12 protein-coding genes are annotated in these 13,295 nt (G+C 69.7%); 5 read left to right on the forward strand and 7 right to left on the reverse strand.

The features are described 5' to 3' along the window. Positions 1–32: 32 nt before the first annotated feature. Positions 33–830 (reverse strand): enoyl-ACP reductase, encoded by a 798-nt coding sequence (locus WC555_RS09920; RefSeq protein WP_373253294.1) that lies wholly within the window; start codon positions 828–830, stop codon positions 33–35. 192 nt (positions 831–1,022) lie between these two features. Here WC555_RS09920 and WC555_RS09925 point away from each other — a divergent pair, with 192 nt between their 5' ends. Continuing rightward, entirely contained in the window at positions 1,023–3,098 is a 2,076-nt protein-coding gene (locus WC555_RS09925; protein ID WP_373253247.1) for a DNA/RNA non-specific endonuclease, read from the forward strand. A gap of 4 nt (positions 3,099–3,102) precedes the next feature. Here WC555_RS09925 and WC555_RS09930 read toward each other — a convergent pair whose 3' ends face one another. The 4 genes from WC555_RS09930 to WC555_RS09945 form a co-directional block, all read right to left on the reverse strand. Continuing rightward, the gene (locus tag WC555_RS09930) at positions 3,103–4,296 is read right to left on the reverse strand and encodes a cation:proton antiporter (protein WP_373253248.1); all 1,194 of its coding nucleotides are present in this window, start codon (positions 4,294–4,296) and stop codon (positions 3,103–3,105) included. A 107-nt stretch (positions 4,297–4,403) separates the two neighbouring features. Next, the gene (gene fabB / locus WC555_RS09935) at positions 4,404–5,633 is read right to left on the reverse strand and encodes a beta-ketoacyl-ACP synthase I (protein WP_373253249.1); all 1,230 of its coding nucleotides are present in this window, start codon (positions 5,631–5,633) and stop codon (positions 4,404–4,406) included. A 60-nt stretch (positions 5,634–5,693) separates the two neighbouring features. Further along, a complete protein-coding gene (gene fabA, locus WC555_RS09940) occupies positions 5,694–6,227 on the reverse strand; it encodes a 3-hydroxyacyl-[acyl-carrier-protein] dehydratase FabA (RefSeq protein WP_373253251.1) in 534 nt (177 codons plus the stop codon). A gap of 94 nt (positions 6,228–6,321) precedes the next feature. Then, the gene (locus WC555_RS09945) at positions 6,322–6,888 is read right to left on the reverse strand and encodes an SH3 domain-containing protein (RefSeq protein ID WP_373253253.1); all 567 of its coding nucleotides are present in this window, start codon (positions 6,886–6,888) and stop codon (positions 6,322–6,324) included. 21 nt (positions 6,889–6,909) lie between these two features. Between WC555_RS09945 and WC555_RS09950 the strand changes: the two genes are divergently transcribed. Beyond that, positions 6,910–7,896, forward strand: a complete 987-nt coding sequence (locus tag WC555_RS09950) for a 2-hydroxyacid dehydrogenase (RefSeq protein ID WP_373253254.1) — start codon at positions 6,910–6,912, stop codon at positions 7,894–7,896. A 70-nt stretch (positions 7,897–7,966) separates the two neighbouring features. Beyond that, on the forward strand, positions 7,967–10,003 hold the full coding sequence (locus tag WC555_RS09955; RefSeq protein ID WP_373253255.1) for an alpha/beta hydrolase family protein: 2,037 nt from the start codon (positions 7,967–7,969) through the stop codon (positions 10,001–10,003). On the opposite strand, the gene WC555_RS09960 is transcribed toward WC555_RS09955, so the two are convergent. Next, positions 9,988–10,743 (reverse strand): ThiF family adenylyltransferase, encoded by a 756-nt coding sequence (locus WC555_RS09960; protein ID WP_373253256.1) that lies wholly within the window; start codon positions 10,741–10,743, stop codon positions 9,988–9,990. The genes WC555_RS09955 and WC555_RS09960 overlap by 16 nt on opposite strands. 31 nt (positions 10,744–10,774) lie before the next feature. Beyond that, positions 10,775–11,164 (reverse strand): BLUF domain-containing protein, encoded by a 390-nt coding sequence (locus WC555_RS09965; RefSeq protein ID WP_373253257.1) that lies wholly within the window; start codon positions 11,162–11,164, stop codon positions 10,775–10,777. Between the two features lie 143 nt (positions 11,165–11,307). On the opposite strand from WC555_RS09965, the gene hslV reads away from it, so the two are divergent. Together hslV and hslU are read left to right on the forward strand one after the other, a co-directional pair. Then, positions 11,308–11,865 (forward strand): ATP-dependent protease subunit HslV, encoded by a 558-nt coding sequence (gene hslV, locus WC555_RS09970; RefSeq protein ID WP_373253259.1) that lies wholly within the window; start codon positions 11,308–11,310, stop codon positions 11,863–11,865. Positions 11,866–11,952: 87 nt separating this feature from the next. Then, positions 11,953–13,254 carry an ATP-dependent protease ATPase subunit HslU gene (hslU, locus tag WC555_RS09975; protein ID WP_373253260.1) on the forward strand — a complete coding sequence of 434 codons (1,302 nt, stop codon included), beginning with the start codon at positions 11,953–11,955 and terminating at the stop codon, positions 13,252–13,254. The last annotated feature ends 41 nt before the right edge of the window (positions 13,255–13,295 follow it).

The following is a 13,295-nucleotide window of genomic DNA, read 5'->3' on the forward strand; positions in this document are numbered from 1 at the left end:
AAAACAAGCGCGGCCTGATCACCTTGGGTTGATCACCCCTCCTCGTCCGCCGCCATGCCCATCATGTGGAAGCCGGCGTCGACGTGGATGACCTCGCCGGTGGTCGAGAAGCCGAGGTCCGAGCACAGCCACAGGGCGGCGCCGGCGACGCCCTCCATCGAGGTGTCCTCCTTCATCGCCGACATGGCCCGGCCCTGGCTGATCATGCCGCGGCCGCCCGAGATGCCGGCCAGCGACAGGGTGCGCATGGCCCCGGCCGAGATGGCGTTGCAGCGGATGCCGCGCGGCCCCAGGTCGCGGGCGATGTAGCGGGTCGCCGCCTCCAGCGCCGCCTTGGCCACGCCCATGGTGTTGTAATTGGGAATGGCCCGTTCCGAGCCGAGATAGGTCATGGTCACCAGCGAGCCGCCGTTGGGCATCAGCTTCGACGCCCGTTTGGCCACGTCGACGAAGCTGAAGGCCGAGATGTTCATGGCCAGCAGGAAGCTGTCGCGGCTGGTGTTGTCGACGAACGAGCCCTTGAGCTCGTCCTTGTTGGCGAAGGCCACCGAATGGACGACGAAATCGATCGTGCCGAAGGCCTTTTCCAGCTCGGCGAAGGCCTGGTCCATCGAGGCGTCGTCGGTGACGTCGGCCTGGATCAGCAGCTTGGCCCCGACGCTCTCGGCCAGCGGCCGCACCCGGCGCTCCAGCCCCTCGCCGAGGTAGGTGAAGGCCAGTTCGGCGCCCTGGGCGGCCAGCTGGGAGGCGATGCCCCAGGCGATGGAGTTCGAATTGGCGACCCCCATGATCAGGCCCTTCTTGCCCTTCATGAGTTCGCCGGTCGGCATGTTCCAGCCTTCGGAAGCGGCCATGGGATGCATCTCCATCTTGCGTCGGCCGCTCAGGTCGGGGCCGTTCCGTGTGGCCGGAGGGGTAGCAGCGGCGGCCGCGCGGGGGAAGTCGCGATGGCGCCAGGGCCTCCCGCGTTCCCCCTGTCGCAAATCGACGTTATGGTTGTGCCGCTTCGACAGGAGGACGGCATGAGGGTCGATCGTCTGAAGGGGGTGGTGGAAATCACCGGCGCCCGGATCGTCCACGAGGTCGCGCCGCCGGCCGCGGGCCGGGCCGCGTCCATGGAGGCCAGGACGGCCGAGGCCGTGGATCTGCTGAAGGCGCGGGTCGACGCCACCGTGCCCGGCCAGCTGGAAACCCCCGAACGGCAGGCGCTGCGCACGCTCCAGCTTCAGGAGGGCGGGCGCAAGGCCTCCCTGTCCGAGCTGGAGCGGACCATCGGCAGCGACGATCTGGTCGACCTCAACTATCTGCTGCGCGGCCTGGACGCGGCGCGGCCGGTGGGGCGGATCACCATCCTCGACGGCGGCGGGCGGGCGCTGGGCGACGCCACGGGCTTCCTGATCACGCCGAACCTGCTGCTGACCAACCAGCACGTCTTCCCCGACATGGCCACGGCCGCCGGATCGCGCGTCGATTTCGACTGCGAGCTGGACCGGCTGGGCTTCCCGCGTCCGACCACCACCTTCGCCTTCGATCCGGGCCGGTTCTTCGTCGTCGACCCCGCCCTGGACATGGCCCTGGTCGCGGTCCGCGCCCGGCCGCTGAGGGGCGAGGGCCGGCTGTCGGACTTCGGCTGGCTGAGGCTCAGCCCCGAGGTGGGCAAGATCAACGTCGGCGAGGCCATCACCATCATCCAGCATCCCAACGGCCGGACCAAACAGGTGGCGATGCGCGAGAACCGGCTGCTGGACATCACCGCCGACCACCTGACCTATGAATCCGACACCGCGCCGGGATCGTCGGGCGCGCCGGTGTTCAACGATTCCTGGCAGGTCGTGGCCCTGCACCATTCGGGCGTGCCGCGTAAGGACGCCCAGGGGCGCTGGCTGCTGCGGAACGGCAAGCCCGCGACCGACGACGACGACGACGCCGACATCGACTGGATCGCCAATGAGGGCGTCCGCGCCAGCCGCATCGCTGCGACGGCCCTGTCGCTGGCGCCCGCCGGGCCGCTGCGGGACGAGCTGGAAGCCTGTTGTCTGGGCCGCGCCGAGCCGCCGGTCCCGGCGACGGAGCGGTCGGCGGCCCCGGCGCAGGTTATGGACGGCGCGCCCGCCGTCGGTTCCGCGGGGTCCACGGTCCTGACCCTACCCCTGACCATCACCGTCAGTCTCGGCCAGACGACCGGGTCGGCCTTCGCCGCGAGCGCGGGCGCGGGGGCCGGGGCGATCGAGAAGGTGGTCGAGCCGTGGCACGACCCGGACTACCCCTCGCGGACCGGCTACGACCCCCGCTTTCTCGGCCTCTCCGTGCCCCTGCCGACGCTGCGGGACGCCTCGGTCGCGGCGCGGATGCACGACGGCGGCATGGTGGTGCCCTACCAGAATTTCTCTCTGGTCATGCACAGGGCCCGGCGCGTCTGCCTGTTCACCGCCTCCAACGTCGACGGATCCGACGCCGCCAAGGAACCGGATCCGACCCAGTCCTACAATCGCGACGCCCTGGGCGGTCTGGGCGAGAACGATTTCGAGCGCTGGTTCCTCGACCCGCGCCTGCCGGCCGAAGCCCAGTTGCCGGACCGCTTCTTCGACAAGGACCGCAAGGCCTTCGACAAGGGCCATCTGGTCCGGCGCGAGGAGGTCTGCTGGGGCGCCGACTACGCCCAGGTGCGCCGCGCCAACGGCGACACCTATCACGTCACCAACTGCACGCCGCAGGTGGCGGGCTTCAACCGCTCGAACCGCCGGGGCGTCTGGGGCCTGCTGGAAAACCTGATCGAGGCCCAGGGCCGGATCGAGCGCTACGCCCTGTTCGCCGGGCCGCTGCTGGCGGCGGACGATCCGGTCTTCGTCGGCGTGGACGACGACGGGCCGATCCAGGTGAGGATCCCGCGCGCCTACTGGAAGGTGGTGGTCGCCCGCGGTCCGGCCGGGCTGGAGGCGTTCGGCTTCCTGCTGGAGCAGGATCTGACCCAGGTCGCGTTCGAATTCGCCGTCGACCCCGTGTGGCGCGCCCGCATGGTCCCGCTGAAGACCCTGCAGGACCGGATCGGCCTGATCCGCTTTCCCCGGGCCGTGATGCGGGCCGACAAGGGCGTCTGAGGCCTCAGCCGGCCTCGGCCTCGCGCCGGCGGGTGAGCCGCTGCAGCAGCGGCGCCGCCGTGACGCCGTGGACCAGGATCGAGACCAGGATGATGAAGCCGACGATGGCCCACAGCCGCTCGCTGTCGCCGAACGCGCCGTGGTTCAGCGCATAGGCGACGTAATAGACCGAGCCGACGCCGCGGATGCCCAGGAAGGACAGCAGCAGCCGCTCGCGCATCGGCTGACGCGATCCGATCATGGCGATCATTCCCGCCACCGGCCGCACCACGAAGACCACGGCCAGGCCGATCAGGGCGTCGCTCCAGGTCAGGGAGGCCAGCAGGCCGTTGGCCAGGGCGCCGCCGAACAGGACCAGCAGCAGCATCATCAGCAGCCGCTCGATCTGGTCGGAGAAGTCGTGCATCTCCTGATGGAACTCGTGATCCCGCTCCCACGATCGCAGGGTCAGGGCGCAGACGAAGACGGCCAGAAAACCGTAGCCGTGCGCCAGCTCGGCCGCGGCGTAGGCCAGCAGGGTCGCCGCCAGGCCCACCAGGCCGTCGCCGAACCGGGCGGCGCCCTGGCCGCGGCGGAAGACCAGACGCCCGAACAGCCGGCCGCACAGGACGCCGACGCCAAGCCCGGCCGCCAGCTTCCAGCCGACCTTGATCGTGAACCAGTCGGTCAGGCCCGAGGTCGTGGCGAGGCCTCCGGCCGCCGCCAGTATGGCCAGATGCACGAAGGGGAAGGCCAGGGCGTCGTTCAATCCGGCTTCCGAGGTCAGGCCGAAGCGCACCTCGTCCTCGTCGCCCGATTGCGGGGGGCCGACCTGGACGTCGGCGGCCAGCACCGGATCCGTGGGAGCCATAGCCGCGCCCAGCAGCAGGGCCATGGCCAGGCTGAAGCCGAGGCCGGCCATGCCCAGCCAGGCCACGGCCACGATCGTCAGGGGCATGGCCACGGCCAGCAGCCGCCAGGTCGAGGACCAGCGCCGCCAGCCCAGCCGCCGGTCCAGCTTCAGCCCGGCCCCCATCAGGCTGATGATGACCACCAGTTCGGTGAGCCGCTCGGTCGCCGTGTCCCACGTCCTCGGGTCGGGGTTGAACGACAGCAGGCCGGTGCTGAAGATCACCAAGCCCAGGGCCACGCACAGGATGGCCAGGGTCAGCGGCAACCGCTTCAGACCCACCGGCGCCCAGGACACCAGCAGGATCACGGCCCCGAGGCCGAGCAGGAACAGAATGTAGGGGTCGAGGGTCAGGGAATGTCCAACTCGGATGTCAGGCCCAACCTAGCGCGCCGGACGCCGGTTGGCTCCCGCGATCAGACCTTCGACAGGATCAGCGTGCCGTTCGTCCCGCCGAAGCCGAAGCTGTTGGACATGACGTGCTTCAGCTCGCCGTCGTGGCGTTCGCGCAGGATCGGCATGCCCTCGAACTCGGGGTCGAGGGTGTCGATGTGGGCGCTCTGGGCGGCGAAGCCGTTCTTCATCATCAGGAGGCAGTAGATCGCCTCCTGCGCCCCGGCCGCGCCCAGCGAATGGCCCGTCAGCGACTTGGTCGAGGAGATCATCGGCAGGTCGTCGCCGAAGACGTTACGGACGGCGCCCATTTCCTTGCTGTCCCCGACCGGCGTCGAGGTGCCGTGCGGGTTGAGGTAGTCGATCCGGGGATGGCCGGCCATTTCGAGGGCGATCTTCATGCAGCGCTCGGCGCCCTCGCCCGAGGGGGCGACCATGTCGTAGCCGTCGGAGTTGGCGCCGTAGCCGGTGACCTCGGCGTAGATGGTCGCGCCGCGCGCCACGGCCCGCTCATACTCTTCCAGCACCACGATGCCGGCGCCGCCGGCGATGACGAAGCCGTCGCGGTCCTTGTCATAGGCGCGGCTGGCCTTGCCCGGGGTTTCGTTGAAGTCGGACGACATGGCGCCCATGGCGTCGAACATGTTGGACATCGACCAGTCGATGTCCTCGACCCCGCCGGCGAAGACCACGTCCTGCTTGCCCCAGGCGATCTGTTCGGCGCCCGCGCCGATACAGTGGGCGCTGGTCGCGCAGGCCGAGGAGATCGAATAGTTGATGCCCTTGAGCTGGAACCAGGTCGCCAGCACGGCCGAGGGGCCCGAGGCCATGGCCTTGGGCACGGCGAACGGCCCGATGCGCTTGGGCGAGGTCTTCTCGACCGTGGTGGCGGCGGCCTGAAGGATGACCTGGGTCGAGGGGCCGCCCTCGCCGACGATCAGGCCGATGCGCTCGGACCTGATCTCGTCCGCGGTCATGCCGCTGTCCTTCAGCGCCTCCTCGAAGGCGATGTGGCCCCAGGCGGTGCCGTTGGCGAGGAAGCGGGCGGCGCGCCGATCGACCAGCGGAGCCCAGTCCTCGGCCGTGGCGCCCAGGGCCGGCGGGGCCCAGACCTGCGAGCGGAAGCCGTATTTGATGTGGTCCGGCGCGGCCACGACGCCCGACCGCGCCTCGCGCAGCGAGGCGGTGACCTCTTCCTGGCCCGTGCCGATGGAAGAGACGATACCCAGGCCGGTGACGACGACACGCCGCATGATGGTTTCCCTTGTCAGTCTTCAGTCGCCGCGTTGTCCGCGGTCTTCAGTGAAAGCGGATCAGCCGCCGACCAGTTCAGCCGCGCCGCCGAACAGGCCGACGCGCATGTCCTGGCAGGTGTAGATGACCTCGCCGTCCGCCTCGAGCACGCCGTCGGCGATGCCCATGACGAGGCGGCGGTTGATGACCCGCTTCAGATCGATCTTGTACACCACCTTCTTGATGTCAGGCGTGACCTGGCCGGTGAATTTGACGTCGCCGACGCCCAGGGCGCGGCCCTTGCCGGGTCCGCCGATCCAGCCGAGGTAGAAGCCGACCAGCTGCCACATGGCGTCCAGCCCCAGACAGCCCGGCATGACCGGATCGCCGATGAAGTGGCACTGGAAGAACCAGAGGTCCGGATGGATATCCAGCTCGGCCTCGACATAGCCCTTGCCGTGCGCGCCGCCGTCGCCGTTGATCGTCGTGATCCGGTCGAACATCAGCATCGGCGGGGCCGGCAGCTTCGCATTGCCGGGACCGAACAGGTCGCCCCGGCCGGCCGCCAGCAGGGCTTCATAATCGAACGACGACGGATGTTTTGACTGGCTCAACGGCGGCCTCCGGCAGGTGTTGCCGTCGGGGTACACGAGGCAGGCGGCAGGCTCAACATGCGTTGTGACGCCCTGCCGCAGGGGAAGGGACGGCCTAGCGGCCCCGCCCGGCCGGCCGCGAGGCGCTGCACAGCGCCCGCTCCTGGGCCCCGAACACCGCCGTCTGGCGGACCCAGCCGCGCAGGCGGCGCACCCGGACCTCGCACCAGCCGTCCTCGCAGGCGTCCATCGAGGCCAGGGCGTGGGGGCTGAGGCGGGCCCGCACGGGGGCGGTGTCCGAACGGCCGGCGCGGATCGGAACCTCGACGTCCGAGGCGTTCAGCAGGCTGCGGCGGCTGGAGACCACGCTGCGGTGGACCCAGGCCACGGCCCCCTCGGGATCGCAGATCTTGCGCCATTCGGTGGTCTCGGCGATCACCTGCACCGGCAGGCCCGAGGCGCGGTATTCCCACAGGATGCGGTAATCCAGCCCGGGGCCGTAGCGGGCCCGGACCTCGGACGACTTCAGCGACAGCCAGCGCGGCACGGGCTGGCCGCTGGGCGTGGGCCGCCCGTCGGGCATGGTCTGGCCCGCCCCGGCGATCACGCCGGCGCCGAGAACCGCCGCGATGACAGCCAGCCTTTGGAGGCGGGAGCGAGCTTTGCTAGACACCGTCTGCATCCGTGAAATCCAAGGCTTCGAATGTCAGCGCCCCGGCTTAAGGTCGTATTAACCAGACGCCTTCCGGACGCGGTCGAAACCCGCGCGCGGGAGCTGTTCGACGCCGAACTGAACCTGACCGACCGGCCGATGGATCGCGCGGCTCTGGAGGCGGCCGTCGCGCGCGCCGATGTGCTGGTCCCGACCATCACCGACGTGATCGACGCCGACCTCATCGCGAAGGCCGGCGACCAGCTGAAGATGATCGCCAATTTCGGCGCCGGCGTGGACCATATCGACATCGACGCCGCCGTGGCGCGCGGGATCATCGTCACCAATACGCCGGGCGTCCTGACCGAGGACACGGCCGACCTGGCCATGGCCCTGATCCTCGCGGTCAGCCGCCGCATCGTCGAGGGAGCCCAGGTGGTGGCCGAGGGCCGTTTCGAGGGCTGGACCCCGACCTGGATGTGCGGGCGCAAGCTGTGGGGCAAGCGGCTGGGCATCGTCGGCATGGGCCGCATCGGCCAGGCCCTGGCGCGGCGCGCCCGGGCCTTCGGCATGCAGGTCCACTATCACAACCGCAAACCCGTCCCGGACATGATCGCCGAGGAGCTGGGCGCCACCTGGTGGGACGATCTGGACCAGATGCTGGCGCGGATGGACCTGATCTCGCTGAACTGCCCGGCGACGAAGGAGACCCACCATCTGCTGTCGGCCGACCGGCTGGCCCGGCTGCAGCCGCACGCCATCCTGATCAACACCGCCCGCGGCGAGCTGATCGACGAGGCGGCCCTGGCCGGCGCCGTCGCGCGCCGCGCGATCGCCGGCGTGGGGCTGGACGTCTATGAGCACGAGCCGGCCATCCATCCGGGCCTGCTGAATCACGCCAATGTCGTGCTGCTGCCGCACCTGGGCTCCGCGACCCTGGAGGCGCGTCAGGACATGGGCGACCGGGTCATCGCCAATATCCTGACCTTCCAGAACGGCCACCGTCCGGCCGACCGGGTCATTCCGGCCATGCTCTGACGCCCCAAGCTTGACGGAACCGCCAAGCCCGGCTTGGTTGGCCCCGGGGAAGTATCGGGGGCGTATCGACATGGCGGGAATGAACAAGGCGGCGCGAGCCGCCCTGTCGAGGCGCGGCCTGCTGGCCGGCGCGGGTGTTCTGGCGGCGGTCGCCGCCCTTCGGCCCCACGCCGCCCTGGCCCAGGCGGACGGGGGCGTCGCCGCCTATCCGCTGGAAACCTTCTTCGCGCCCTCGCGCACCCGCGCCGTCACCCTGTCGCCGTCGGGCCGCCGGATCGCGATCCTGGAGCAGCTGGGCACGGAGGACGAACCGCGCGGCGTCATCGATCTGATCCAGTCCGATGATCCCGAGGGCCCCCGCCGCCGGATCGAGCTGGGCCCCATCGAGGCCGAGGCGATGGAATGGGGCAATGACGACCGTCTGCTGGTCCGGATCGCCATCAGGCAGAACACCGGAACTCACAGGCTCACCGGATCGAACCGCATCGTCGAGGGCGTCGACTATGTTTCGCGGCGCGTGATCTCGGTCGACGCCAACGACGGCGACGCCGTGGTCATGTTCCAGGATCAACGCCAGCGCATGCGCTACAGCCTGGACATGGGCCGGGTTATCGACCTGCTGCCCCGGGAACCCGACCATGTGCTGATGACCGCCTGGGAGCGGGACGGCGTGCTGGGCCTGCACAAGGTCAATATCACCACGGGTTCGGCCGAACGGCTGGAGCGGGGCGGCTCCGGAACCTTCGCCTGGCAGACCCAGGCCGGGGTGGCGGTCATGCGTCACGACATCAATGTGCGCGGCACCATGGAAACCGTCTACGCCCGCGCGCCGGGCGAGACCGAATGGACCCTGGCGCGGCGGACCCGCGTGGTCGATGCGCCGGACTTTTCCTGGGTGGCCGAAACCGATCGCCCGGGGATCGTCCTGGTGTCCGCCAGGGGCGAGACCGAGGACACCGAATCCGTCCGCGAAATGGATCTGCGCACCCTGGCCGCGGGTCCGCCGATGAATGCCCGCCCGGGCCGCGACGTGATGTACGGCCTCAAGGATTCGGCCGGCCGATACCTGGGCGCCGCCTACTATGGCCAACGGCTCGAGTATGAGTTCGCGGAGCCCGCCCTGGCCGCGCACCACCGCGCCCTGAACCGCTTCTTCGAGAACGACTGCGACGTCTACCTGACCGACGTCGACGTCGCCCGCAACCGTTTCATCGCCTATGTCACCGGTCCGCGCGAACCCGGGGCCTGGTTCTTCTATGACAAGACGGCGCGGGCCATCGTGGCGGTCGGCGCGGCCCATGTGCTGGCCGCCGACCGTCTGGGCGCCACGGAGACCCTGTCCGTCTCCACCCGCGACGGCGCGACCATCGAGGCCTATCTGACGGCCCCTCCCGGCGGCCGGCCGGGTCCTCTCGTGGTCCTGCCCCACGGCGGCCCGGAAGTACGCGACACCCGCACCTGGGACCGTCAGGTCCAGGGGCTGGCGGCGCAGGGATGGTGGGTGCTGCAACCCAATTTCCGCGGCTCGGGCGGCTATGGCCAGGGCTTCGCGCGCCAGGGCTGGACCCGCTGGGGCGACCGTATGCAGGAAGACATCGAGGACGCCGTGGCCCAGGCCATCGCCCTGCGCGGTCTCGATGCGGGCAGGGTCGCCATCATGGGAAGCAGCTATGGCGGCTATGCGGCCCTGATGGGCGCGGTGCGCCGGCCCGACCTGTACAAGGCGGCCATCTCGATCTGCGGCGTCGGCGACCTGCCCGAGATGCTGGCGTGGGAAAACCGCGAGGACGACACGCCCGGCAAGCAGATCTACGAATTCTGGACCAAACGCATCGGCGACCCGGAGACGGCCGGACCGGCGCTGGAGCAGGCCTCGCCCCGGCGCCGCGCCGCCGAGATCGCCTGCCCGGTCCTGCTGGTCCACGGCGTCGAGGACGGCATTGTGCCGGTGCTCCAGTCGCGCCGCATGCGCGACGCCCTGCGCGCGGCGGGCAAGACCGTGGAACTGGTCGAGATCGATGACGCCGGCCACGCCGACTGGGAGGATTCGCAGGAGCAGGCCTTGATGACCCGCTACGTCGCCCTGCTGCGTCAGGCCTTCGCCTGAGCCACGCCGCCGCAAACCGGGCAGTCCGGATCGGCGGCGACCCTGACGACCCGCGAGGCGCCCGCCAGGCCGTCATAGATCAACAGGCGGCCCGTCAGGGGCTGGCCCGCGCCGGTGATCAGCTTGATCGCCTCCAGCGCCGCCATCGAGCCGACCACGCCGGCCAGGGCGCCGACCACGCCGACGCGGGCGCAGGTTTCGGCGTCCGGCGGGACCTCGGCCGCCAGGCAACGGTAGCAGGGACGCCCCCGGAACACGCCGACCTGTCCGGTCCAGCGGCCCAGGGCGCCCGAGACCAGCGGAACCCCCGCGGCCACGCAGGCGGCGTTGACAGCGAAGCGCGTGGGAAAGTCGTCGGTCCCGTCGATGATGACGTCGCAGCCCTCGATCAGGCGCGCGCCGTTGTCGCCGGTCAGCCGCTCCGCGACCGGTTCGATCCGGACATGGGGATTGAGGGCCGTCAGGGCCCCTGCCCCGACCACGACCTTGGCCCGGCCGACATCCGGCGTGGTGAAGGCGATCTGGCGCTGCAGATTGGACAGGCCGACGGCATCGTCGTCGATCAGCCTCAGGACGCCCACTCCGGCCGCGGCCAGATAGAGGGCGGCCGGTCCCCCGACCCCGCCCATGCCGACGATGGCGACGCGGGCGGCCTTCAGCCGCTGCTGGCCCGGCCCCCCGACCTCGGACAGGACCAGGTGGCGGGCATAGCGCTCGATTTCATCGTCGGAAAAGCTCACCGCTCTCCGTTAGGCCGCGATCGGCCCGGCGTCACGCCGCCTTGCGCAACGCCATGATCGTTTCGGCCTCGCGCGGCGTGATGCTGGAGAGGCAGGGCAGGCCCAGCTTCCCGAGCAGGTCGGCCGGATCGGCGCACAGACCCATGGGCTCCGCCAGGGCCCGCTCGGTGATCACGGTGTCGACCAGGATCCGCAGGCCCGAATGGCGCGGGTCGACCAGCAGACGGCGCATCAGCCGGTCGATATCGCCCCGGCCGCCCTCGATCGCCTGCAGGATATGACCCTCGTGGAACATCACGCAGCTGGTGAGGTCATCGCGCCGGTTGTTTCGCTCGGCATGGCCCAGAATCTGGGCGACAGACAGGGTCGAGGCACCGGTCGCGCCGACCGCTTCGCTGGCATAGATGATGCGATGAAGCACGATAATTGCCTCGAATACCGAAATGTATGGAAGAAGATCCTGAATGTAACGGGTTACATAGGCAAAATGATGACGCATTCCCGCCATTGTATTTGCTTGGCTTCCGGCTTGCCCCGCCGCATTTCGGTCGCCATGTCTGGGACATGACAAACGCGAATCCTTCCTTCCCCGACTGGCACGGCACCACGATTCTGGCGGTTCGAAAAGACGGCCGGACAGTAATCGCGGGCGACGGGCAGGTCTCCATGGGCCCCACCATCGTCAAGGGCGCGGCGCGCAAGGTCCGCGTCCTCGCCGGCGGCAAGGTGCTGGCCGGCTTCGCCGGCGCCACCGCCGACGCCTTCACCCTGATCGAGCGGCTGGAAGCCAAGCTGGAACAGTATCCGGACCAGCTGGCCCGCGCCTGCGTCGATCTGGCCAAGGACTGGCGCACCGACCGCTATCTGCGCCGGCTCGAGGCCATGCTGCTGGTCGCGGACAAGAACTCGATCTTCACCGTCACCGGCGTGGGGGACGTGCTGGAGCCCGAGCATGGCGTGGCGGCGGTGGGATCAGGCGGCAACTACGCCCTCTCGGCCGCGCGGGCGCTGATGGACTATTCCGATCTGGACGCCGAGGCGATCGCGCGCCGCGCCATGGCGATCGCGGCGGACATCTGCGTCTACACCAACGGCAATCTGACGGTTGAGACGCTGGAGTGACCCCTTCGTGTCCTTTGTGACCGTCTTCGTGTCCTTCGTGATGAACCAGCCCTCCCGGACCCGGGCCCCCGCCCCTATCTCAACCTCATGACCGACCTCTCCCCCCGCGAAATCGTTTCCGAACTCGACCGGTTCATCGTCGGCCAGGACGACGCCAAGCGCGCCGTCGCCGTGGCGCTGCGCAACCGCTGGCGCCGGAAGCGCGTGCCCGACGACCTTCGCGAGGAGGTGACGCCCAAGAACATCCTGATGATCGGGCCCACCGGCGTCGGCAAGACCGAGATCGCCCGGCGCCTGGCCCGACTGGCCGGATCGCCCTTTCTCAAGGTCGAGGCGACCAAATTCACCGAGGTCGGCTATGTCGGCCGCGACGTCGACCAGATCATGCGCGACCTCGTCGAGGCCGCCCTGGTCATGGTGCGCGACAAGCGGCGCACGGGCGTCAAGGCCAGGGCCGAGGGCGCGGCCGAGGAGCGCATCCTCGACGCCCTCGTCGGACCGGGATCCCAGCCCGCCACGCGCGAATGCTTCCGCAAGAAGCTGCGCGCCGGCGAGATGGACGACAAGGAGATCGAGGTCACCCTGGCCGACACGGCCTCGCCGATGCAGGGGCTGGACCTGCCCGGCGGCGGCAATGTCGGCATGATCAATCTGTCTGAAATGCTGGGCAAGCTGGGCGGCGCCCGCACGAAGACGGCCAAACTCACCGTGCGCGACGCCGTCGGCCCCCTGACGACCGAGGAAAGCGACAAGCTGCTGGATCAGGAAAGCCTGACCACCGAAGCCCTGATGCTGGCCGAGAACGAAGGCATCGTCTTCATCGACGAGATCGACAAGGTGGCGAGCCGCTCCGACCGCTCGGGCGGCGACGTGTCGCGCGAGGGGGTGCAGCGCGACCTGCTGCCGCTGATCGAGGGCACCACCGTCTCGACGAAATACGGGCCGGTGAAGTCGGACCACGTCCTGTTCATCGCCTCGGGCGCCTTCCACGTCGCCAAGCCGTCAGACCTGTTGCCGGAACTCCAGGGCCGGTTGCCGATCCGGGTCGAGCTGAAGGCCCTGACGCGCGACGACTTCGTGCGCATCCTGACCGAGCCCGAGGCCAATCTGATCCGCCAGAACCAGGCCTTGCTGGCCACCGAGAACGTCACCCTGACCTTCACCCCCGACGCGGTCGAGGCCATGGCCGACGCCGCCGTGGCGGCCAATGGCGCGGTCGAGAACATCGGCGCGCGGCGGCTGGTGACCGTGATCGAGCGGGTGCTGGAGGAAACCAGCTTCAAGGCCTCGGACCTGAACGGCCAGACCGTGGCCTTCGACGGCCCGAGGGTGCGCGACCTCGTCGGCGACCTGTCCCGGGACGCCGATCTGAGCCGGTTCATTCTCTAGACCCGGCAACCCGCGGGTCCTTGCGACCGTATCTTCTCGTC

This window comes from Brevundimonas sp., assembly GCF_041648615.1.
In the GTDB taxonomy this organism is placed as follows: Bacteria; Pseudomonadota; Alphaproteobacteria; order Caulobacterales; family Caulobacteraceae; genus Brevundimonas.

Bases quoted from the DNA above. Each gene is read 5' to 3' on its own strand.
- fabB (WP_373253249.1), bottom strand. From the start codon at position 5,633: ATGCGGCGTGTCGTCGTCACCGGCCTGGGTATCGTCTCTTCCATCGGC.
- WC555_RS09920 (WP_373253294.1), bottom strand. From the start codon at position 830: ATGCCGACCGGCGAACTCATGAAGGGCAAGAAGGGCCTGATCATGGGG.
- WC555_RS09945 (WP_373253253.1), bottom strand. From the start codon at position 6,888: ATGCAGACGGTGTCTAGCAAAGCTCGCTCCCGCCTCCAAAGGCTGGCT.
- WC555_RS09925 (WP_373253247.1), top strand. From the start codon at position 1,023: ATGAGGGTCGATCGTCTGAAGGGGGTGGTGGAAATCACCGGCGCCCGG.
- WC555_RS09955 (WP_373253255.1), top strand. From the start codon at position 7,967: ATGGCGGGAATGAACAAGGCGGCGCGAGCCGCCCTGTCGAGGCGCGGC.
- hslU (WP_373253260.1), top strand. From the start codon at position 11,953: ATGACCGACCTCTCCCCCCGCGAAATCGTTTCCGAACTCGACCGGTTC.
- WC555_RS09950 (WP_373253254.1), top strand. From the start codon at position 6,910: ATGTCAGCGCCCCGGCTTAAGGTCGTATTAACCAGACGCCTTCCGGAC.
- hslV (WP_373253259.1), top strand. From the start codon at position 11,308: ATGACAAACGCGAATCCTTCCTTCCCCGACTGGCACGGCACCACGATT.